Source organism: Bradyrhizobium sp. 192, assembly GCF_023100965.1.
GTDB classification, from domain to species: domain Bacteria; phylum Pseudomonadota; class Alphaproteobacteria; order Rhizobiales; family Xanthobacteraceae; genus Bradyrhizobium; species Bradyrhizobium symbiodeficiens.
Window position 1 is genome coordinate 2,364,848 of sequence record NZ_CP064690.1, and the last position, 21,113, is coordinate 2,385,960.

The following is a 21,113-nucleotide window of genomic DNA, read 5'->3' on the forward strand; positions in this document are numbered from 1 at the left end:
AATCAGTTCTCGTCGGCTGCCGGGAGCGTGAAGCGGAATGTTGCGCCACCCGATGCGTTGCTCTCGGCCCACATGCGGCCGCCGTGAGCCTCGATGATGGAGCGGCTGATGGACAGTCCCACGCCCATGCCGGTCTCCTTGGTGGTGAAGAAGGTCTGAAACAGGTTTGAAATGACGTCGCCCTGGAAGCCGGACCCGCTGTCGGACACCTCCACTTCGATCACATCATCGGCGATGCGGCTGTTGGCAATAACGAGCTCGCGCCGCGGCGACTGCGCCATTGCTTCCAGCGCATTGCGAAACAGATTGACCAGGACTTGCTGGATCTGCACCCGGTCGGCGAGGACGAGATCGGCGTCCGGATCGAGCTTGAAGCGGAGCTGCACGTTCTGCTCGCGGGCGCCGGCAAGCCCAAGCGCGCCGGCTTCCTCGATCAGCTTGGACAGGCTCTCGACCCGCTTCTCGGACTCGCCGCGAGACACGAAGTCGCGTAAGCGCCGGATGATCTGGCCGGCGCGCAACGCCTGTTCGGCGGCGCGGTCCAGCGCGCTTTCGATCTTCCGTGTGTTCGGGTCGCTGCTGCCGGCGAGCAGCCGTCGCGAGCCCTTCATATAATTGCTGATCGCCGCCAGCGGCTGGTTGAGCTCGTGGGCGAGCGCAGAGGCCATCTCGCCCATCGCGGTCAGCCGCGAGACATGGACGAGCTCGGACTGCAATTCCTGGAGCCGCGCCTGGGTCTGTTGATGCTCGGTGAGGTCGCGGATGAATCCGGTGAAATAAGGCTCGGCGCCCGACTGCATCTCGCCGATCGCCAAATGCATCGGAAAGGTGGTTCCGTCGCGGCGCTTGCCTGTCACGATACGCCCGATGCCGATGATATGCGGATCTCCGGTGGTGCGGTAGCGCGCGATGTAGCCGTCGTGGCGGGTGCAGTCGGGCTCAGGCATCAGGATGCTGACGTTCTGGCCGATGGCCTCCTGCTCGGGCCAGCCGAACAGGCGCTCGGCCGCCGTGCTGAAGAGCTGGATGATGCCGTGGCCGTCGATGACGATCATTGCATCGGGAATGGTCTGGAGGATCGACTGGAGGTGAGTCTCGCGGGTGCGCAGTGCCTCCTCAACCTGTTTCTCCTCGTTGACGTCGAGAAAGATGCCGCTGAGATGGCGGGCGGCACCGGCGTCGTCCCGGATGAGACCTGCCCGGGCGCGAATCCAGCGCCCCAGGCCTGAGGCATTGGCAACTCTGAAGGATACGTCGAAGCCGCCGCCGTGGTCGACGACATGCTCGATCGCGCTCTCCAGGCGCGCGCGGTCCGCGGGACCGAGGCGCGAGAGAAGGAGTTCATAGCTCGCCGGTTGATTCCGTTCGATGCCGAGCAGCATTCTCGCGGTTTCCGACCACTCCAGCTCGCGCGTCCTGAGATCGAGATCCCAGGTGCCGACGCCAAAGCCTTCGATCCGGACGCCGAAATGCTCGCCGCGAGCGTCCTCTGGCGGATGCGTTACGCGGCTCAGCGACAAGCTACTGCTCCCATTCTCCCGCGGCGGGGTTCCGTGGCGGCAATTTCGCCCAAGGCCGGACCGGAGGCAAGTTCGGATGTCTGATCGGCGGATTTCTCCCAACTGGGCGCCGAAAATTGATCTACCTCATCCTGCCTTGCGTCGGCGCGGCTAGATATCCACAGCAACGTACTGCCCGGAGGCTCCCGATGACATATGCGACCGTGGTGGTCAGCCTGGCGCTCGATCAGCCCAACGAGGCACGTCTTCAGGTCGCGGGCGAACTCGCCGAGCGGTTCGAGGCGACCATTGTCGGCGTTGCCGCGGCGCAGTTCGCTCCGCCGCTCTATTTCGCAGATGGCGCCGAGGCCCTAGGGCTGATCGATCGGGAGCAGGCTTCCGTCAGGAACGCCTTGCCGAGCTGGAGGCGCAATTCCGCGCCGCGACGAAGGCGCGCGGCGGACACTCGGAATGGCGCAGCGCCCTGGATTTTCCCAGGCGGTTTGTCCTGGCGCAGGTGCGGTGCGCCGACATCGTCGTCAGCGGCGGATACAGCCCGCTTTCTCCGATGCCTTTTCGCTTGCAAGCCCGAAGGATCTGGTAATGCAGGCTGGCCGGCCGCTCCTGATGGTAACCGACGGAGTCAACTGGCTCGATCTGCGTAGCGTGCTCATAGTCTGGAAGGACACGCCCGAGGCACGGCGGGCGGTTGTCGATGCATTGCCGAGGCTGCGCAACGCGAAGGACATAACCATCGTCGAGCTTCCGGAAGACGCTGGCGACGGCTCGGCCGCGATGGGGCGCGTCACGGACGTTGCCGCATGGCTCGCTCGCCACGGCCTCGCTGCGATCGCGCGCATCCCGGAAGCCGCGAGAAACCAAACCGCCGCCGCGCAATTAGAGAAGATCGCCTATAACATCGGCGCCGGCTTGATCGTCGCAGGCGCATCATTCGCGCTTCCGCGAGCTGATCCTCGGCGGCGCCACGCATCATCTGATGACGCAATCGGCCCGCTGCGTGTTGCTGTCGCACTGACGGCTGGCGAACCCAGACCAATCGAGGAGGACGCGCGTGTACAAGTCTCTTGAACAGACCGTCGGCGGCTACATGATACGCAACGTACGGACGGCTCAGTGCGATCTCGACCTGCTCGAACTCAGCGAGATGTTCGAGCGCGACGATTTCAACTCCTATCCAGTCGAGGATGACGGGCAGGTGGTCGGCATCGTCACCAAATTCGACATCCTGAAGTGTTTCGCCTTCACGCCGAGCCAGATGCTGCCGCGCTATCCCGACCTGATGAGCCGCAAGATCGGCGACGTCATGACGCCCGAGTTCATCTATGTCAGCCCCGACACGAGGCTGACGCGCGTGCTCCAGATCATGGTCGAGCATCGCATCAGGAGCATCATCGTGCTCGACGGCGCACAGAAGCTGGTCGGCATCATCGCCCGCGAGGACGTCATCGCGGCGCTCAAGGCCACCGCGCGGGACTGATCCCGCGATTTCAAGCTCCGTGATTTTCCGGAGGCAATGCTTCGCGGTGTGCGCCGTGCCGTGCGCAAGCAATTGATACTACTCCCTGATCCGCATCGGTCTCACATCAACGGAAATCCAGCTAGCTTGATTTCAATCAATTCCCCGCGAGGGCGGATGTGGTTTCTGGCGGCGTGTTCTTTCAGAGAGAATCCGCATGAGCCAGCCCGCCCTCTCCAAATCCATGACGTCAGGTGAAAGCGGCCTGGCTGTCGTGTTCGCAGTCACCGCCTTCTTCTGCTTAATCGCCTCGGCCAAGGCGCTCGACGCGCCCTTCGCCTTCCACGCTGCGCTCAGCGCGGCCGCGAGCCTGGCCGCGGTGTTCTGCATCATCAACCGGTACTTCGATCGCGCGGCGGCGCTGCCGCCGGCGGAGATCAACGGCCGCCCCAACTACAACATGGGCCCGATCAAGTTTTCCTCCTTCATGGCGATGTTCTGGGGCATCGCGGGCTTCCTCGTCGGCCTGATCATCGCCTCGCAACTGGCCTGGCCGGCGCTGAACTTCGATCTGCCCTGGACCAGCTTCGGCCGTCTGCGTCCTCTGCACACCTCGGCGGTGATCTTCGCCTTTGGCGGCAACGTGCTGATCGCCACGTCCTTCTACGTCGTCCAGAAGAGCTGCCGCGTACGCCTTGCCGGCGATCTCGCGCCCTGGTTCGTGGTCGTCGGATACAACTTCTTCATCCTGATCGCAGGCACCGGCTATCTGCTCGGCGTCACCCAGTCCAAGGAATATGCGGAGCCGGAATGGTACGCCGATCTCTGGCTGACCATCGTCTGGGTCACCTATCTGCTGGTCTTCCTTGCCACCATCATCAAGCGCAAGGAACCGCACATCTTCGTCGCGAACTGGTTCTATCTCGCCTTCATCGTGACGATCGCGGTCCTGCATCTCGGCAACAATCCGGCCCTCCCGGTCTCGGTGTTCGGCTCAAAATCCTATGTCGCCTGGGGCGGCATCCAGGACGCCATGTTCCAGTGGTGGTACGGCCATAACGCGGTCGGCTTCTTCCTGACCGCCGGTTTCCTCGCCATCATGTACTACTTCATCCCGAAGCGCGCCGAGCGGCCGATCTATTCCTACCGTCTCTCGATCATCCACTTCTGGGCCCTGATCTTCCTCTATATCTGGGCCGGTCCGCATCACCTGCACTACACGGCGCTGCCGGATTGGACGCAGACGCTCGGCATGACCTTCTCGATCATGCTGTGGATGCCCTCCTGGGGCGGCATGATCAACGGCCTGATGACGCTGTCGGGCGCCTGGGACAAGCTGCGCACCGACCCCGTGCTGCGCATACTCGTCGTCTCCGTCGCCTTCTACGGCATGTCGACGTTCGAAGGCCCGATGATGTCGATCAAGGTCGTCAACTCGCTCAGCCATTACACCGACTGGACCATCGGTCACGTGCATTCCGGCGCGCTCGGCTGGGTCGGCTTCGTCTCCTTCGGCGCGCTCTACTGCCTGGTGCCGTGGGTCTGGAATCGCAAGGGACTCTACAGCCTGAAGCTCGTCAACTGGCACTTCTGGATCGCAACCCTCGGCATCGTTCTCTACATCTCGGCGATGTGGGTGTCCGGCATCCTCCAGGGCCTGATGTGGCGCGCCTACACCTCGCTCGGCTTCCTTGAATATTCCTTCATCGAGACCGTCGAGGCGATGCATCCCTTCTACATCATCCGCGCCGCCGGCGGCGCCCTGTTCCTGATCGGCGCGCTGATCATGGCCTATAATCTCTGGATGACGGTTCGCGTCGGCGAAGCGGAAGTCCAGAGGCCCGTCGCTCTTCAGCCGGCGGAATGAGGAGTTTTCCATGTCGTTCTGGACACGCCATCAAGTCTTCGAGAAGAACTCGATCATCCTGATCGTCGGCATCCTGCTGGTGATCGCGATCGGCGGTCTCGTCGAGATCACGCCGCTGTTCTACCTCAAGAGCACGATCGAGGCGGTCGACGGGGTGCGGCCCTATACGCCACTGGAGCTCGCAGGCCGCAACGTCTACGTCCGCGAAGGCTGTTATCTCTGCCACTCGCAGATGATCCGCCCCCTGCGCGACGAGGTCGAGCGCTACGGCCACTTCTCGCTCGCCGCCGAGAGCATGTTCGACCACCCGTTCCAGTGGGGCTCGAAGCGCACCGGTCCCGATCTTGCCCGCGTCGGCGCCAAATATTCCGACGACTGGCACGTCAACCATCTGACCAACCCGCGCGCCATCGTGCCGCAGTCGGTGATGCCGGGCTATCCGTTCCTCAGTCAGACCGAGGTCGATCCCGACACGATCGCCGACCACATGCGCACGCTGAGAACCGTCGGGGTGCCCTACAGCGACGATCAGATCGCGAGCGCCAGCGCCGATGTGAAGGCCCAGGCCGATCCGGATAATTCCGGCAGCGATGCCTTCAGCAAGCGCTACGTCAAGGCCGTCGTGCGCAATTTCGACGGCAAGACCGGCACGCCGACCGAAATGGACGCGCTGATCGCATATTTGCAGATGCTCGGCACGCTGGTCGACTTCAAGATCTACAACGATAAAGCCAATCTTCGCTGAGAAGGCATCAACGATGAAAGCCATCCTGACACTCGACAATCTTGCGTCCGGTCTCGTGACCACGATCTGGACGCCGGTCTTCATCGCGATCTTTCTCGCGATCATCGCCTACGCATTTTGGCCTCGCAACAAGGCCGCTTTCGACGAAGCGGCACACCTGCCGTTGCGGGAGGAGTGAGAGATCATGACCGATCATCATAGCGACATCGATTCCGTCACCGGCACGTCCACGACCGGGCACGAGTGGGACGGCATCAAGGAACTCAACACGCCGCTGCCGCGCTGGTGGGTAATCACCTTCTACCTCACCATCGTCTGGGCGATCGGCTACTGGCTCGTCTATCCGGCCTGGCCGCTGATCTCCAGCAACACCACGGGCATGTTCGGATACTCGTCCCGCGCCGACGTCGCAGTCGAGCTCGCAAACCTCGAGAAGATCCGCGGCGACAAGATGATGGCGCTGGGCGCGGCCTCGCTCGCCGACATCGAAAAGGATCCGGCCTTGCTGGCGCTCGCCCGCGCCAAGGGCAAGACGGTGTTCGGCGACAATTGCGCGCCGTGTCACGGCAGCGGCGGCGCCGGCGCGAAAGGCTATCCGAACCTGAACGACGATGACTGGCTGTGGGGCGGCACGCTCGACCAGATCATGCAGACCATCCAGTTCGGCGCGCGTTCCGGTCACGTCAAGGCGCATGAGGGCCAGATGCTCGCCTTCGGCAAGGACGGCGTGCTGAAGCCGGACGAGATCGTCACGGTCGCCAATTACGTGCGGTCGCTATCGGGCTTGCCAACCCGCAAGGGCTACGACGCGGCGAAGGGCGAAAAGATCTTCGCCGAGAATTGCGTCGCCTGCCATGGCGATGGCGGTAAGGGCAACCCCGAGATGGGCGCGCCGAACCTCACCGACAAGATCTGGCTCTATGGCTCGGACGAGGCGAGCCTGATCGAGACCATCAGCCTAGGCCGCGCCGGCGTTATGCCGGCCTGGGAGGGGCGGCTCGATCCGGCCACCATCAAGGCCATGGCGGTCTACGTCCACTCGCTGGGCGGTGGAAAATAGCCCATTGACGGAAGACGGGCGAACAAAACGCCCCCGTTTGCGCTGGATCAACTGACGCCGCGGCGTCGGGTCTAGGTTTAATCGCACCTTTGCGAGAAGCTTTTGACGATGAACAAGACCGTGAACCCGAACGACCTCACATCGGACGACGATTACGGGCCGCTCTACGCAGCCCGGAAGAAGGTCTATCCCCAGAGCGTCTCCGGCACCTTCCGCCGGATCAAATGGGGCCTGATGGCGTTCTGCCTCGGCATCTACTACTTCCTGCCCTTCGTGCGCTGGAACCGCGGTCTCGGCGCTCCGAGCCAGGCGGTGCTGATCGATCTGCCCAACAGCCGCTTCTACTTCTTTTTCATCGAGCTGTGGCCGCAGGAGGTCTACTACTTCACGGGCCTGTTGATCGTCGCCGCGGTGGCGCTGTTCCTGATGAACTCGGTCGGCGGCCGCATCTGGTGCGGCTATCTCTGTCCCCAGACGGTCTGGACCGACCTGTTCTACGCCGTCGAGCGCCTGATCGAAGGCGACCGGCGCGAGCGGATGAAGAAGGACAAATCGTCCGATCCGACGAGGCTCGAGCGCATCTCGGAGATCGTGCTCAAGCATTCGATCTGGCTCCTGATCGCCTGGTGGACGGGCGGCGCCTGGGTGCTCTATTTCAACGACGCGCCGACGCTGGTGAAGCAGCTCGTCACCTTCGAGGCGCCGATGATCGCCTATGCCTGGATCGGCATTCTCACCGCGATGACCTATGTGCTCGCCGGATTCATGCGCGAGCAGGTCTGCGTCTATATGTGCCCCTGGCCGCGGATCCAGGCGGCGCTCACCGACGAATGGGCGCTCAACGTCACCTACCGCTACGACCGCGGCGAGAAGCGCACCTCGGTCAAGAAGGCGATCGAGCTGCGCGCCATCGGTGAGCACGCTGGCGACTGCGTCGACTGCTATCAATGCGTCGCGGTCTGCCCGACCGGCATCGATATCCGCAACGGGCCGCAGCTCGAATGCATCCAGTGCGGCCTCTGCATCGATGCCTGCGACAACGTGATGACCAAGATCGGCCGTCCGAAGCGGCTGATCGGCTACGACAACGACATCAATATCCATCGCCGCCAGGAAGGCAAGGCGCCGGTCTACCGCATCGTCCGTCCCCGCACCGTCGCCTACAGCGCGATCATCGCGGCCGTCGGCGGCATCATGATCTACACCCTCGCGACCCGCAGCCTGCTCGACGTCAACGTGCTGCACGACCGCAATCCGGTCGCCGTCAGGCTCAGCGACGGCTCGATCCGCAACGCCTATACGGTGCGGCTGCTGAACAAGAGCGGTTATGACCGCGTCATCGCGATCGACGCGAACGGTCCGGCCAACGCGACCATTCACGTCACCGGCGTTGATTCCGTGACGCCGGACCGGCCGATGATCGTGATCCCCCGCGACTCCACCAGCGAGTTGCGGCTGCTCGTCACCGCGCCGGCGGACAGCAATCCAGAGAAGTCTATTCCCGTCCGCTTCCACGTCACCGATATCGGGCTCGGCGAGGCCGCGTCCGCCACCGACAATTTCGTCTCACCGTAAGTCCAGGAGACACCCATGGCATCCAAGCCGCTGACCGGGACCAAGGTGTTCCCGATGCTGGTCGCCTTCTTCGGCGTCGTGATCGGCGTCAACGTGACCATGATGAAGCTTGCGATCGCGACGCTGCCCGGCACCGACGTCGACAGCCCCTATGCCGCAGGCCTCATTTATGACCGCGAGATCTCGGCGGCGCAGGACCAAGCCGCGCGCAAATGGCAGGTTAACGCTCATATCGAGCGGCGCGCCGATGGCAATGCCGTGCTCCAGGTCGAAGCGCGCGACGCTGCCGGGCATCCGGTGAGCGGGTTGAAGTTCGGCGGCCGCCTGGAGCGGCCGACCGACAAGCGAGCTGATCTCGCGGTCGAGCTCTCGGAGGCCGGCATCGGCATCTATCGCGGCAATGCCGCCTCCGTCGCGCCCGGGCAATGGGACATGGTGATCGAGGGCGAATTGCGTGGCGCGCGCGTCTTCCTGTCACGCAACCGCGTCATTCTGAACTGAAGGATTTCGCCATGCAGATCACGCGGGACTTCTCGCACTACGTCCGGACCGCGGGCGAAGGCGTCCAGCACATCGATCTCGCGGTCGAGGGCGTTCACTGCGCCGGATGCATGGCCAAGATCGAGCGCGGACTGTCGGCGATTCCCGACGTCACGCTGGCGCGGGTGAACCTCACCGACCGGCGCGTCGCGCTGGAATGGAAGCAGGGCACGCTCGACCCAAGCCGTTTCATCGATCGGCTGGCAGAGCTTGGCTACAAGGCCTATCCTTACGAGACCGAGAGCGCGGAGGCGACGGAAGTTGCCGGTTCGCGCTTCCTGCTGCGCTGCCTTGGCGTCGCCGCCTTCGCCACCTTGAACGTGATGATGCTGTCGATCCCGGTGTGGTCCGGCAATGTCTCCGACATGTTGCCCGAGCAGCGCGACTTTTTCCACTGGCTGTCGGCGCTGATCGCGCTGCCGGCGGCAGCCTATGCGGGGCAGCCGTTCTTCCGCTCGGCCTGGCGCGCGCTATCGAACAAGACCACCAACATGGACGTGCCGATCTCGATCGGGGTGTGCCTTGCGCTCGGCATGTCCGTGGTCGAGACCATCCACCACGCCGAGCACGCCTATTTCGACGCGGCGATCATGCTGCTCACGTTTCTTTTGGTCGGCCGCTTCCTCGACCAGAACACGCGGCGGCGGACGCGCGCGGTCGCGGGCAATCTCGCCGCACTCAAGGCCGAGACCGCGGCCAAGTTCGTCGGGCCTGACGAGATTTCGCAGGTGCCGGTTGCGGCGATCCATCCCGGCGACATCGTGCTGCTGCGGCCCGGCGAGCGTTGCGCGGTCGACGGCACCGTGATCGAGGGACGCTCCGAGATCGACCAGAGCCTGATCACCGGCGAGACGCTCTATGTCACGGCCGGGCGGGGCACGCCGGTCTATGCGGGCTCGATGAACATCTCCGGCACGCTGCGGGTGCGGGTCTCGGCCGCCTCAGAAGCCACGCTGCTTGCCGAGATCACGCGGCTGCTCGACAACGCGCTCCAGGCGCGCTCGCGCTACATGCGGCTCGCGGATCGCGCCTCGCGGCTCTATGCGCCGGTGGTCCACGCGACCGCGCTTCTCACCGTCCTTGGATGGGTCATCGCCGGCGCGAGCTGGCATGATGCAATCGTGACCGGCGTTGCCGTGCTGATCATCACCTGTCCCTGCGCGCTCGGGCTTGCGATCCCGACGGTGCAGACGGTGGCCTCGGGCGCGATGTTCAAGTCGGGTGTGCTGCTCAATTCGGGCGACGCCATCGAGCGGCTGGCCGAAGCCGACCACATCATCTTCGACAAGACCGGCACGCTGACTCTGCCGGATCTCGCAGTCACGAATGCGGCCGAGATCTCCACTGATATCTTCGAGCTCGCCGGTCGCCTCGCGCTGTCGAGCAATCATGCGGTGGCCGCTGCGGTCGCGCAGGCCGCCGGCGCCAGATCGCCGATCGTCGGCGCGGTCGAGGAGGCCGGGCAGGGCGTGCGCGCTGTGGTCGAGGGCGTCGAGATTCGTCTTGGTCGTCCGTCCTTCTGCGGCGCCGAGGCGTTGGCCGGCGGCGTCAATCTCGACGCTGAAGCCTCCATCGTCGCTTTCAGCAAGGGAACGGAAAAATTCATCCTCTCGGTGCGCCAGGGGCTGCGTCCGGATGCGCAGGCCGTGATCGCGGCGCTGAAGGCGCGCAACATCGGCATCGAGATCCTCTCCGGCGACCGCGAGCCGGCGGTGAGGGCGGCCGCCCACGCGCTCGGCATCGCCGAGTGGCGCGCCGGCGTGACGCCGGCCGACAAGATCGCGCGGATCGAGGAGCTGAAACGGCGAGGCGCAAAAGTGCTGATGGTTGGCGACGGCATGAACGATGCACCCTCGCTCGCGGCGGCCCACGTCTCGATGTCGCCGATCTCGGCCGCGCATCTCAGCCAGGCGACCGCCGATCTCGTCTTCCTCGGCCGGCCGCTGGCGCCAGTCGTTGCCGCCATCGATTCCGCGCGCAAGGCGCTGCATTTGATGCGGCAAAACCTCTGGCTTGCGATCGGCTACAACGTCCTGGCGGTGCCGATCGCGATCAGCGGTGTCGTCACGCCCCTGATCGCGGCTGCCGCTATGAGCGGCTCGTCAATCCTGGTCATGCTGAATTCGCTGCGGGCACGCAGCGCCTCGCGGAAGATCGTGTGATGGAGATCCTGATCATTCTGGTCCCGCTGGCGCTGATGCTCGGTCTTGCCGGCCTCGCCGGCTTCCTCTGGTCGCTCCGGAGCGGCCAGTACGACGATCTCGACGGCGCAGCGTGGCGGGCGATTGCCGACGACGAGCCGCCGCAAGAGGCGCCGGCTAAGCGGTAAAGCGGTAGCTTTCCACACGAGGTGCGGCGGACTTCCAGTGAATGGGAGAGCATCCCTGTCGTCGTTGATGGAGGGTTGACCAGGTTTGTTATGACGGCAGGTTGTGTCACTGCATGGGGGCGTTGTTGCCAATCGAAGGCGGCGCAACTGAACGGACCGGCGGCGTGGCGGGAGTCCGACCTCCATGTCCGGCAAATGCTGGCGATGGCGCAGCACGATCTGGCGCGCTCCGGAGAAGCCGAGAAGGCCTTAGGCGTGAAGCTCTGACAGGGCTCGCGAGACCGTCTCCAGGATGAGGCCGAGATAGTCGCCGATGTCACGGCGGCACTCGGACGGCCATCAGGCCGGCGGCCGCGGTGCGGGATGTCCGTCTCGAGCAGGAAGGTCGCGATCCTCCATGGCGTTCTTGCGGCCGAGCAGCAGCATGTGGTCCTCCGCGTGCTTCAGCTCGCCGGCCGTCAGGGTCCAGAGCTTGCGCGCGACCTGACAGTCTGTATTGGCCGCCTTGTCCGGGCTCGCCCGGTTTACCAGGCGCACCGTGGTCTCGAGGATCGCTTCGGCCGCGATGCGGTGGGCCCTCGCCGAGATCTCCTCGTCCTTGCCGCTTGCGAATTCGCTGGCCACGAGCGCCGTCTGGCCGACCAGCCGCCGACCAGCCGCCGAACGCAGCGGACGGCGAGGGCGCGGAGCGAGTCGTGGAAGGCTGGGTGGTGTAGAGTGCGGGCGGAAGCATCGGCGATCTCCTTGCTGATGGGCGGAGGATGCGAGGCACCGCCACACGGTCAAATTCGGTGTCATCTCTGGTGGCCCTCCAGGCTGCTGCTGAGCGCTTGCATCGTTGGAGCGTTGAGGCAGTAGTCTTCGTAATCTCTGGTATCCACCCTGATCTCGACATCGTTGTTGCACTCAACCTTCCGGTCGCATTGGGTGCAGACCCGCTCGTCGCGCAGCACTGCCGGCTTCGATCGCGAAGACATCCTCGTGGTCGATGCCGAGAACCTTCAGTAACCCGGGCAATTTCGTCAGCCGCAAGCGTCCTTGACCACGCATCGAGGTCTGCAGGCGTAACGCGCAGATCGGCGCGATTCGTGCCGCAGTAGAGTTGATGCAACTCACGGAGTTCACGACGATGCCTCAGCCAGTTACCGAAAACATCCAGGAGGCCTTCAAGAATGGGATAAGTCTTCTCTGTTTTCTTCATGCCCAATACGCTCCCAATTCTGGTGTGATGCTTTCTTATTGAAGCCGGCCGGGGCCGCCGTTGCGCCAGCGCAATGTCCTTTGCGCGGACGTAGCTGGTCCGCCGCAATTGCAGTATTTCTCCCCCGGGCGTCCGGCCGTAGAGCACATTCAACCCAAAATCTCGGCCAGCGCCGTTGCCAGACCTTACCTCGATCCCCTACCGGGAGGCCCATCCTTCCTCTTGATCGGCGACGTAGGCAAGCTCCTGCCGCAACGGCCCGCTCGCCCGGCCGCCTCTCGAGGAAGCGAAAGCCGGCAGCCCGAGCACGAAAGACCTGGAGGGCCTCGTCGAACGCTTCGTCGTAGGAATCGATCCCACGACCGTGTGCATGAGTTCGTTCAGCACGTAGGCGCGAACGAGACTCCTCAACATAGTGAGGGCGTTCTCGGCGGCTTCGCCGAAGAGCCCGTAATTCGGCTAGGACGCCGATTATCAGCGTATGCAGGTTTTCACGAGCGTCGCGCCACTCGGAACAATCACGGCCGCGCTCCGGAAAAGCGCGGCGGATGGAGCCGGCCTTTCGAGCGCGTAGGAGCGTATCGCGTGAGCGACCAAGTTCAGCGCGTCTTCGACGATTTTTTACGCGAGCCTTCTGCGGCCGGCAGAAATTCCCGGTAGCCCTTGACGGCAAGGAAGCCGCGCATCTCGGCGAACGTTTCGCGCGGTCGCCTGTGCAGATCTCGACTTCCTGGGCAAGATCTTTCGCCAGCTCCCGGTCCCAGGCGCTCGAGAGCATTTCTTTCACGGAAGGGTCGCGAGAGTTTTGTGGCAGTCATCGTCCTCAACCTCCGAATGGTCATGCGTCGTGAACAGCACCACCGCGATGCCGACCACAGCACGGTCGCGGATATCGTCGCGACGGTGGACAGAACGCTCATTGCCCTGAGAGCGCCCGTTAGGCCCTCCTAGACCAATGGATAAACGCCACTGCAAAAAGGATCCTCCAATTCAAAGTAGACCAGCATTCCGGAGGTTCGTACTCCAACTGGTGGATCCAGTCCGGCCCTGAACCGCCAGGCAGAGCTCTAACATTCGGCTAGGCGTCGGGCCGCGGTTATGCGAGTCTTGCAGCATTTCGAGGCGTGTCGGAAACGGAGGGACCCGATGTGCGATCGTTAACTGCGTGTCTCTTTCGGCGTGGTTGGAATTGGGACGGGTAAAGTCCTCGGACACTCAAAGTGACATGTGCCAGTGAAAGTACGCTCCACGACTGGACCGTAGGTGAGCGTGTAGTCGTTTGCGAAGCGGCTGGACCGCGTCTGAGCGGCAAGCAAGGAGTCGTTCTCGGGTTCGGTGCTACGCGCAGCAGGCTTCGCGTGTTGCTCGACGGTTCCAGAGGGCCGATCACGTTGCACATCACCTTCGTGGACCCGGTCGTGCAGCACGATCGCGCTTGAGAATGGTGCTGCCTACAAGGGGAAAGTCCGCGCGGCGTAGCACAATCGCAGCGCGGAAGCGGAAATGCGCGCCATTCTGGAGGCCGCCGTGCGTCCCGAGAAGATCGGCCTCACCAATGCCGATGTCGAGGCACTTGAACATGGCCGCGACGCGCGTCTCGCTGAGCCGATGCGCTTCGAATGATCCTGCTCGATACGAATCTGGTCTCCGAGCGATGAAGTCCGAACCGCATCCATCGGTTCGTGACTGGCTCGACGCCCAGGGGCCCGAGACGCTGTTTTTCTCCAGCGTCACCATCGCCGAACTGTTGTTCGGCATCCGCGCGCTGCCGCGCGGGTCGGGAGAAAGAAGGCCCTTGGTCAGCACCTCGACCTTGCAGCCGAGAACGGCCTCCCAACGTCCGTTCTGAGGCTGACAGCGGAATGGCGTACTGCTTCTGCTGCTGGACATCGGCATGCTGATGCCGCCGAGGATGATGATCGAGATCACGCCGATCGCGATCGGTGCTGGTCAGCTTGATCGCTGATCATCATGCTGGTCATCCCGATCATGATCGCGCGCGCTTCGAGGTTAGCCCACGGGCGCCGGTCACGTCGGCATCTCGCCGTGCGATGGCTCGCAACGTGCGCGCGCGATTTGGTGGCACTGGGCTTTTTGCCGAGCCCTAGTCCGGCGCGATCCTCAACCGAGGTCCGCCAGTGCTTGGACTTCTCCCGGAAGGCTCTGCCGGGGCGGAGGCGGTTCACGACGACAACAGTCTGCCAGGAATGCGGCGAAGGGACCGACATCACCTTGTACGCTCGCGCTCTCGAGTGCCCGCATGTATTCGTCGCGTCTGCCGACGGGAATGATTGTCCAAGGCAGTCCTCCCGATGCCATCATGACATTCATGAGGAAGCGGCCCGTTCGGCCATTGCCGTCTGGAAGAGGGTGTATGAAGGTGAATATGAAGTGTCCGAGCACAGCTCTCACGCGCGGATCCTTCTCCTCCTTCAGGCAATCAAGAAAAGCCTCCATGGCGTCAGGTACCGATTCCCAAGCGACCGGTGTGTGTCCCGAGTTCCTGATGAAAACGAAGTGAGTTCGATAACCGGCGAGGTTTTTGGGCTTGATGATGCCGGCTTGAACTGAGGGCTGAAAGAGGGCCCGGTACCAGTCGAGGTGCTCTCGATCGGCGATCTCGGCGGCGTCCTCGCCGTTGAGCACGCGGGCCACCGCGCCACGGACCAGTTGGAACGCATCCCAGTAGCCCTTCGCGGCCATTGCATCCGTTTGTTTGCGATCTCCATCGCTGCCGTTGGGATCCCATTTCCCGGTCTTCACCTTCTCGATCAGTTCCTCCGTGACCGAGTAGCCTTCGATAGAAAGCGAGTGGTACGCGTCCGAGGTGTACCGTTCGTCGATCGCGGCCAGATATCCGTCATGATCGTTGATACGCCGCGGCTCAAGCTTGAAATTTGCTAACACCTTTTCGCGTATCTCCGCCCACATGAGACGGATTCGCGTCATGATTGGTGGCGTGGCCCGGCTTGGAAGCTGCATCGGTACCGGCGCTTTGAATGGATCGGCATCTTCCCTGACATCGTGCCCGCCCGCCGTCATCGCGGTGACGATATCGTCGGCGGCCCGCGTGTTGCCCAGCAGTCGGTACGCCCCGGCGATGCGCCCCGCCGCGGCCGCATGTCCGCCTTCCAGGAGGACTTTTAGGATTGCGCTGGCATTCCTCTGCGAACCGAGCAGGGCGATGACGTCGTTCTTCTGCGTCTGCCAGAAAGCTGGCGCGGCAGCGCAGATCGCCTCCGGCGCCGGAAAGGTCTGGACCCCGGCGGTCTTGACCGGGGTCACCAGCAGTTTGGTCGCCTTGTACAGATAAAGGGAGGTGCCATGGAGAAGGGGCTGGGTTTGGTTATTGGCGGTCGGTGCCGCGATCACGATCTGCTTCGGAACGTTGAGATTTTCTGCAAGTAGCGGGATTGAGCTTTCTGCCGAGAGGACCCAGTCACTCTTGAAGCGCTCGTTGCAGTAGGCGCGGCAAAACTCCCAGAACGACGAGTACCACGACGTGCTGTCGCCTGACCGCTCCTCGGGCCGCGTCATCAGCACCCATCCTTTGATGATCTCCTTCAGGAACCCGGCCTTCACCAGCCGTTCGCGGTGGGTGCGCGAAAGTTCGTCGCTCCGGAAGATTCGTCGATTTCCGCCGTTGCTGAGGGTCTTCAGCTCAGTGAGGGACTGGGCGAGTTTGTCGTGGAGAGTGGGCATGTTCCAGCTCGCGAGGTTCCGATAGTTTGATGTCCTGCGAATACAATAATATAACGCTGTTCAATATCAATAGTATTATGCTGGCGTTCTCAATAAAATTCAGTTGCGTAATTACAATAAATTATTGCAAGGCGCTTAGGCCGAGAAGCCGAGCTAGACCTGGCTAGAGCGCCTTCCGGTGGAAGGCCGACGTTAAGGTGCTTGTCTGGCTGAGAATGTGGCCGCCGATCGGCAAGGAACCCGGTTATGCCTACGCTTAGCGAGTCCTCCTGAACAACATCGACGCCCATCGGGCCGGATCCTGACGGGCGCGCCGACGTTCCGAGCCAGGCGCCATGGCCAGAGCGTTGCGGCGGGCCCGCGCAATTGACCCTTCTCCTCAAGGATTCAAAATCGAGCTGCGTCATCGAAGGCGAGAAGCCGCCGCAGGATCTTATCCAGCGGTGGGATAGGGTCATCGGCGAAGCAGGATGGACGCCGCTCGATGAGACGGTGTTCTTGCGCCTGCACCGCATTGTCATCGGTGATGAGCGTTTCGTGAAGCTCGGCTTTCGGAAGGAAGGCGGTTTCGTCGGTGAGCATGCCCACGAGACGCAGAGACCCATTCCCGACCATATCAGCGCGCCTCACGAAGATATCGCCTCCCTCGTCCACGGATTGATCGCGTTCGACCAGGCCTCGTCAATTGAGCTTGACCCCCGTTGTGGCTGCCGCCGTGCTGGCCTTCGGGTTCGTCTACATCCATCCATTCGAGGACGGCAATGGCCGCACCTGGCACGACGGATTCAATCCGGCGGCATCCACTTTCCGGTTTCAGCCGCCATCCTAAGACAAAATCGCCGAATACAAGGACGGATTAGAAAGCTATTCGAGTAGATTGCTGCCATGCGTCCAATGGCAGCCTACTCCACAGGGCAACGTCAAGGTCCTGAACGATACGGCTGACGTTTACCGCTTTTTCGATGCAACGCCGCACGCGGAGTTTCTGTACGAATGCGTGCAGAGGACCATCGAACAGGATCTTCCGAAGGAAATCCGGTTCTTGCGGAGCTTCGATACATTCCGGGCGGGCGTCGAAAACATGATCGACATGCCGGAGCGCACCCTCAACAATCTCTTTGGATTCTTGCAACAGAATGAAGGGCGACTCTCAAAGCGCGCCCGTGACAACGAATTCTCCCAATTAACGCCAGACGAAGTCAAAGATTGAGGAGCTTTATCAAACGGCCTTCTCGAACGACTCCGGAACAGCGAGCTGAGCCTCTGTCATCTTCATTGGATCATAGCCTGGATGTCGAATCAGAATCCTCTTCAGCGGCCGCCACAAAATATGATCCAAAGGCTCGCCGCGTACGTGAGTTTTGATCCTAGACGAGACCGACGAGATGGTCGATGCCCTCATCGTATTTTCCGACTACTCGTTGATCGTGCTCCAGAGCGAAAGCGATGAGTTCGAGAAGCTCTGCGCATTGCCGCCCCCTCACGTTCTATCCGATGAGGTGCAGGCTCAGACAGCCGAAGAAATCGACCGCATCAGGCGCATGGCGGCGGATGGTCCGCGCGTCCCGAACAGATGAAGACTCAGATCGCCGAAACGGAAGCAAGCATTGTGGCCTTTGCTGAACAAGCGAGGGCTGGGGAGACATTCGCGGAGCGCGATGAAGGACGGATTGGTCTCTCACAGGCCAAAGAGCGTTGAGTCAATGAGCGTGCCGCTCTGAACCGCGAGCTTCCAAGCCGACAGGTCGGGTATCGTCGATCGATCTGTGGAGCAGGGCTGCTCCCATGAGACCAGCCAAGCTGGCGACCGGCATTGAACAGGCCGATGCCGGATGCGCGGTTGCGGTCATTGAGGTTGCTGAAGCGATCATGGTGATCGACAGGAAAACGAAATGACCGATGCCCCGTACGCAGGAGCATCGGTAGGACACGGATATGGTCGGCGCCGGAGGCGATACGGGAGCTGGTGTCGGTGCTGGTGCAGGGTGGGGCCTACTGGGGGCCACCCGTATACTTGTCAACCGTCGACATGAGCGGCTTCGGGGTCGACAGATTGAACATCAACCCGAACCGACCTTCGGGACCAGTCTTGTCCGGCTCGTCGATCAGCTCGTAGAGATCGATCCACTCGATGAACGAATACTGAGAGAACTTCGCCAGCATCGCATCCAGGTTTGAGTTACAGGCCGACATCGAGGCAGACGTCGAGGTGTTGACGAACGTTGAGTCGTAGATCTCGGCGCCGTTCATCTCATTGATGGCGACTGGAACGCCGTAGCTCGACAGCTTTGTGAACAGGTTGAAATTGGGACGAACTCCGCCCCAGTAGTTCGTCGGGTCCACGCCGGCATGCTCGTAATAGTGATAGCCGAGCACATCGACCTTGACGCCATTCGCCTTCATGAAGTCGATGTAGCCGAACATCGTCGATGTGGTGCCGACGATGCGCCGAAGGTTTCTGCCGGTGTCGCGGCGTACCTGCTCGATCGCGTCCGACATTCCCCGCAAGAGATTGGCGAAGTCGGCCATCGACGGATATGCCGCGAACTCGGCAGAGGTCCACCCCTTGCCGAACAACGGAGAGCCGTTGGCATCACGGACGGTCAGATTGATCTCATTACCAAGTTCCCAGTCGCCGACTGAAGATGCGAACTGGCGAACAAACGCCAGGGTCCGATTGTAGCCCTGGGAGTAGATCGCAGCAGCTTCGCCGGCAGGATACTTGCCGGCATCGGTCTTGTCGCCCCACATTAGCGGAAGCGCCAGAACAGGTTCAAGAGTGACGCCATAGTTGGCGGCAAGGCCCACGATCGAGGTGAAGCGCGTCGCTACCCATGGATCAGTGTCAGCCGCCAGAGGAATGGTCAGGCGGTATCGCTTGAGTTTATGTGCGGCGAGCGTCTTGAAGACGTCCTCGTCATTGATCTGGCGGTACGCCCCGGAGGCAAACATGGAGTGGCCATTGACGCCGATTTGAACTGTCAAGTCTTGTTCCTTGATTGCGCGAGGAAAGAAGAGGACGCCCGACGTTTTGCAGCAGATCTGATTTCGGGCGCGGCGGGGTAAAGGAGGAGAAACCCCCGCCGCAGTCGGGCCTTAGCAGTCGGTCGGCGCTCTGTGTCGCCGCTCCCTATTCTGTACTGCGAGTATGGTTGTATTTTGGCCTACTCTCCCCTGAGGGAGTGGACTCCGCGGACGTCCGAGACTGAAGGGAGCGGCGCGCGCCAAGCCGGGGCTTCCGTTTATTGGCGCCAGGATTGGGAGCCTCGGCCATGAGGTAGCTCGGTTGTCTCAATCCCTTGTGATCGCCCCAGTTGAGCTTCTGATCGCTCCCCTCGCCGCATGAGTGGGGGCAGTCAATGAATTCACAAGTCCAAGAGAGGATGCCCGTGAAAACGCTTCAGGAATCCACTCTTGCCATCGCCATCGTGGCAAGCACACTTGCGATCGCGGTGCCAGCGTGTGCAAATTCCGCGGCTTCGGAATAACCGGAGCGCCGTTCCGGCTCAAAGCTGTCGAACCAGGGGGAACCCTCATGATTTCCGGCCATCGGAAGGCGGTCGCGCTCTTTTCCTCCTATGCAGCGACCGGGGACCACACGCGTCTCGTCAGCTTCGCGCGGACCGCTCTGCCCCGTTTGCGGCACCACCTCTCAATGGCGCGCCGCCTCTAAGCGGGATACTCCAAAAGGTCGTCTGGCCAGGTCGCGGATGCGCTTAGCGGCCGGCCGTCGATCTCGCTGCGGCGTGCCTGTCAGTGACTTCTTTCGCGACTGAGCAACGCCGATTTCCGTCCGCACAGCTGGGCAACGGCTGGGACGGCATCAGTGCTGGCCGGCTCAGACGAGCTTGGAACGAGTCCTTCTCTGATGTGTTTGCGGGAACCGATGGGACGGTGCGACAAAGCCAAAGGATACCGTTATGAGCAACAACGCGCGCGACATATGTCGGCCTTCGGCACCTGCAGGAAGCCAATGAACAACTCAAGCGACTGAAGGACTGCCTGCAGGCTTGTGGGGAGAGCACCTCCAGTGCCAAGACAACGGCGCTACCGGCGAGGGCAAACCTGCAGGCCATGGCGCATGCGATGGCTGGACGAAATTCTGAACAATACGTTTACCAACAATGCTTTCGAGCCCTTCGAAATCGCTGCTTATAAGTCTCTCCTGGCTCTCTGCCCCGCGACCGGAATGGATTCAGCGCGGCCGCCGCTCGAGGCGACATCGAAGGAAGAGGAGCGGATGGCCCAATGGATAGACGCAAACGTACGGTGGAGTATGTGGAGCACGAGCAACGTGAGGCCGCCTGATCTTGCAGGTAAAGCCGGCGCATCGCCTTTGGTCAGCGGTGCTGGCGATACCATGGTACGGAGGATTGCACTCGGGCAATTGCCCTTCCGGCATTTGGTTAACTTTGCGCCCGGTCGGAACGCGCTCTGGAGGAGCGCGTTCGTTCTGATGAGGCATAATTCCTGGTTAAGGAGGGAAACACAATGAGGCGGATCATGACCGAAATCACGGTTTTATCTCCAGCGGCATCCGGGCAAACGAACAAGCCAGATGTCTCATCTGCTCCGAGTGCGCAGAACTCCGGCGCCGGAATACCAGGTCAGCCGGGTAACAAGAACGGTCCTGCTGTCAAACCATGAGAGACGGTTGGCTCCAGCTCCGCGACAGACCAGCGCAATCCGACGGTTCAGGCGCAGGACCCATCTGACGTTAAAGGGTTGCCGGGAAGTAAGAGCGGCCCGCCTGCCAAGCAGCCGTCTCGCGACTAAGCGGATCTGAAGCAGGGGCCACGTCGCAGTATCTGGAGCGCGAATACTCTGGCCGGCATAGTGGTGCAGTCAGCTCGACCAGCAAGGCCCTGGCCGACCGGGTCAAGGAAGATACCCTCGAGAAGTGAAGGCCGAAAACCCTTGTCCGTTCCGGTCGACCTCGTCACCACCTCGGCCAGCGGGCTCGATCCGGATATTTCGCCGGAAAACTTCCGCGCCTTCGCCACCCGCGGCACCGGAATAGGGCGGCTCTTGCTGGGCGCTCCGGGTTAACGTTCTGGCCCTCAATCTGGCGCTGGATGCCGCGGCGTCCAAATGAGACCAGCTAGGCCGAGCCCAGTG

General features: G+C 62.3%; 18 protein-coding genes and 5 pseudogenes. 18 read left to right on the forward strand and 5 right to left on the reverse strand.

Translation table 11 applies throughout. From position 1 onward, the window contains the following. Nucleotides 1–2: 2 nt before the first annotated feature. On the reverse strand, nucleotides 3–1,520 hold the full coding sequence (fixL, locus tag IVB24_RS10725; protein ID WP_247342240.1) for a sensor protein FixL: 1,518 nt from the start codon (nucleotides 1,518–1,520) through the stop codon (nucleotides 3–5). A 188-nt stretch (nucleotides 1,521–1,708) separates the two neighbouring features. On the opposite strand from fixL, the pseudogene IVB24_RS10730 reads away from it, so the two are divergent. The 10 genes and pseudogenes from IVB24_RS10730 to ccoS all read left to right on the forward strand — a co-directional run bounded on the left by IVB24_RS10730 (nucleotide 1,709) and on the right by ccoS (nucleotide 11,092). Beyond that, nucleotides 1,709–2,535 (forward strand): annotated as a pseudogene (locus IVB24_RS10730) (universal stress protein). A 36-nt stretch (nucleotides 2,536–2,571) separates the two neighbouring features. Continuing rightward, nucleotides 2,572–2,997, forward strand: coding sequence for a CBS domain-containing protein (locus IVB24_RS10735; protein WP_247342236.1), 426 nt, complete (start codon nucleotides 2,572–2,574; stop codon nucleotides 2,995–2,997). 196 nt (nucleotides 2,998–3,193) lie between these two features. Further along, nucleotides 3,194–4,843, forward strand: a complete 1,650-nt coding sequence (gene ccoN, locus IVB24_RS10740; RefSeq protein WP_247342233.1) for a cytochrome-c oxidase, cbb3-type subunit I — start codon at nucleotides 3,194–3,196, stop codon at nucleotides 4,841–4,843. A 10-nt stretch (nucleotides 4,844–4,853) separates the two neighbouring features. Next, nucleotides 4,854–5,588, forward strand: coding sequence for a cytochrome-c oxidase, cbb3-type subunit II (ccoO, locus tag IVB24_RS10745; protein ID WP_247363280.1), 735 nt, complete (start codon nucleotides 4,854–4,856; stop codon nucleotides 5,586–5,588). A 13-nt stretch (nucleotides 5,589–5,601) separates the two neighbouring features. Then, the gene (locus IVB24_RS10750) at nucleotides 5,602–5,766 is read left to right on the forward strand and encodes a cbb3-type cytochrome c oxidase subunit 3 (RefSeq protein ID WP_247363281.1); all 165 of its coding nucleotides are present in this window, start codon (nucleotides 5,602–5,604) and stop codon (nucleotides 5,764–5,766) included. A 6-nt stretch (nucleotides 5,767–5,772) separates the two neighbouring features. Beyond that, nucleotides 5,773–6,648 carry a cytochrome-c oxidase, cbb3-type subunit III gene (gene ccoP / locus IVB24_RS10755; protein ID WP_247363282.1) on the forward strand — a complete coding sequence of 292 codons (876 nt, stop codon included), beginning with the start codon at nucleotides 5,773–5,775 and terminating at the stop codon, nucleotides 6,646–6,648. Nucleotides 6,649–6,756: 108 nt separating this feature from the next. Next, nucleotides 6,757–8,223 carry a cytochrome c oxidase accessory protein CcoG gene (gene ccoG / locus IVB24_RS10760; protein ID WP_247363283.1) on the forward strand — a complete coding sequence of 489 codons (1,467 nt, stop codon included), beginning with the start codon at nucleotides 6,757–6,759 and terminating at the stop codon, nucleotides 8,221–8,223. A gap of 15 nt (nucleotides 8,224–8,238) precedes the next feature. Beyond that, the gene (locus IVB24_RS10765) at nucleotides 8,239–8,724 is read left to right on the forward strand and encodes a FixH family protein (RefSeq protein ID WP_247363284.1); all 486 of its coding nucleotides are present in this window, start codon (nucleotides 8,239–8,241) and stop codon (nucleotides 8,722–8,724) included. An 11-nt stretch (nucleotides 8,725–8,735) separates the two neighbouring features. After that, a complete protein-coding gene (locus IVB24_RS10770) occupies nucleotides 8,736–10,925 on the forward strand; it encodes a cation-translocating P-type ATPase (RefSeq protein ID WP_247363285.1) in 2,190 nt (729 codons plus the stop codon). Beyond that, nucleotides 10,925–11,092 carry a cbb3-type cytochrome oxidase assembly protein CcoS gene (gene ccoS, locus IVB24_RS10775; RefSeq protein WP_247342297.1) on the forward strand — a complete coding sequence of 56 codons (168 nt, stop codon included), beginning with the start codon at nucleotides 10,925–10,927 and terminating at the stop codon, nucleotides 11,090–11,092. Before IVB24_RS10770 ends, ccoS begins: the two co-directional genes overlap by 1 nt. Before the next feature lie 180 nt (nucleotides 11,093–11,272). Here the strand turns inward: ccoS and IVB24_RS10780 are convergent. Then, nucleotides 11,273–11,665 (reverse strand): annotated as a pseudogene (locus IVB24_RS10780) (helix-turn-helix domain-containing protein); the annotation flags it as partial. Nucleotides 11,666–13,721: 2,056 nt separating this feature from the next. Between IVB24_RS10780 and IVB24_RS10790 the strand changes: the two are divergent. Together IVB24_RS10790 and IVB24_RS10795 are read left to right on the forward strand one after the other, a co-directional pair. Further along, nucleotides 13,722–13,916: pseudogene (locus tag IVB24_RS10790) on the forward strand (hypothetical protein). Nucleotides 13,917–13,947: 31 nt separating this feature from the next. Beyond that, complete coding sequence (locus IVB24_RS10795) at nucleotides 13,948–14,142, forward strand: hypothetical protein (RefSeq protein WP_345946931.1); 195 nt, start codon at nucleotides 13,948–13,950, stop codon at nucleotides 14,140–14,142. Nucleotides 14,143–14,414: 272 nt separating this feature from the next. Here the strand turns inward: IVB24_RS10795 and IVB24_RS10800 are convergent, their stop codons facing one another. Together IVB24_RS10800 and IVB24_RS10805 are read right to left on the reverse strand one after the other, a co-directional pair. Next, nucleotides 14,415–15,995, reverse strand: coding sequence for a Fic family protein (locus IVB24_RS10800; RefSeq protein WP_247772853.1), 1,581 nt, complete (start codon nucleotides 15,993–15,995; stop codon nucleotides 14,415–14,417). A 387-nt stretch (nucleotides 15,996–16,382) separates the two neighbouring features. After that, nucleotides 16,383–16,583: a hypothetical protein gene (locus IVB24_RS10805; RefSeq protein WP_247772854.1), complete on the reverse strand. Its 201-nt coding sequence runs from the start codon at nucleotides 16,581–16,583 to the stop codon at nucleotides 16,383–16,385. A 127-nt stretch (nucleotides 16,584–16,710) separates the two neighbouring features. Between IVB24_RS10805 and IVB24_RS10810 the strand changes: the two genes are divergently transcribed. The 3 genes from IVB24_RS10810 (at nucleotide 16,711) to IVB24_RS10820 (ending at nucleotide 17,572) form a co-directional block, all read left to right on the forward strand. Next, complete coding sequence (locus IVB24_RS10810) at nucleotides 16,711–16,824, forward strand: Fic family protein (RefSeq protein WP_247774068.1); 114 nt, start codon at nucleotides 16,711–16,713, stop codon at nucleotides 16,822–16,824. A gap of 48 nt (nucleotides 16,825–16,872) precedes the next feature. Further along, entirely contained in the window at nucleotides 16,873–17,205 is a 333-nt protein-coding gene (locus IVB24_RS10815) for a hypothetical protein (protein ID WP_247772855.1), read from the forward strand. 175 nt (nucleotides 17,206–17,380) lie between these two features. After that, nucleotides 17,381–17,572 carry a hypothetical protein gene (locus IVB24_RS10820; RefSeq protein ID WP_247342204.1) on the forward strand — a complete coding sequence of 64 codons (192 nt, stop codon included), beginning with the start codon at nucleotides 17,381–17,383 and terminating at the stop codon, nucleotides 17,570–17,572. Nucleotides 17,573–17,987: 415 nt separating this feature from the next. On the opposite strand, the gene IVB24_RS10825 is transcribed toward IVB24_RS10820, so the two are convergent. After that, nucleotides 17,988–18,980, reverse strand: coding sequence for a hypothetical protein (locus IVB24_RS10825; protein WP_247772856.1), 993 nt, complete (start codon nucleotides 18,978–18,980; stop codon nucleotides 17,988–17,990). 1,096 nt (nucleotides 18,981–20,076) lie between these two features. Between IVB24_RS10825 and IVB24_RS10830 the strand changes: the two genes are divergently transcribed. The 3 genes and pseudogenes from IVB24_RS10830 to IVB24_RS10840 all read left to right on the forward strand — a co-directional run. Further along, complete coding sequence (locus tag IVB24_RS10830) at nucleotides 20,077–20,490, forward strand: DUF892 family protein (RefSeq protein ID WP_247772857.1); 414 nt, start codon at nucleotides 20,077–20,079, stop codon at nucleotides 20,488–20,490. A gap of 8 nt (nucleotides 20,491–20,498) precedes the next feature. Beyond that, nucleotides 20,499–20,771: pseudogene (locus tag IVB24_RS10835) on the forward strand (hypothetical protein). A 77-nt stretch (nucleotides 20,772–20,848) separates the two neighbouring features. Continuing rightward, a pseudogene (locus IVB24_RS10840) lies at nucleotides 20,849–21,090 on the forward strand (potassium-transporting ATPase subunit C); the annotation flags it as partial. Nucleotides 21,091–21,113: the final 23 nt, after the last annotated feature.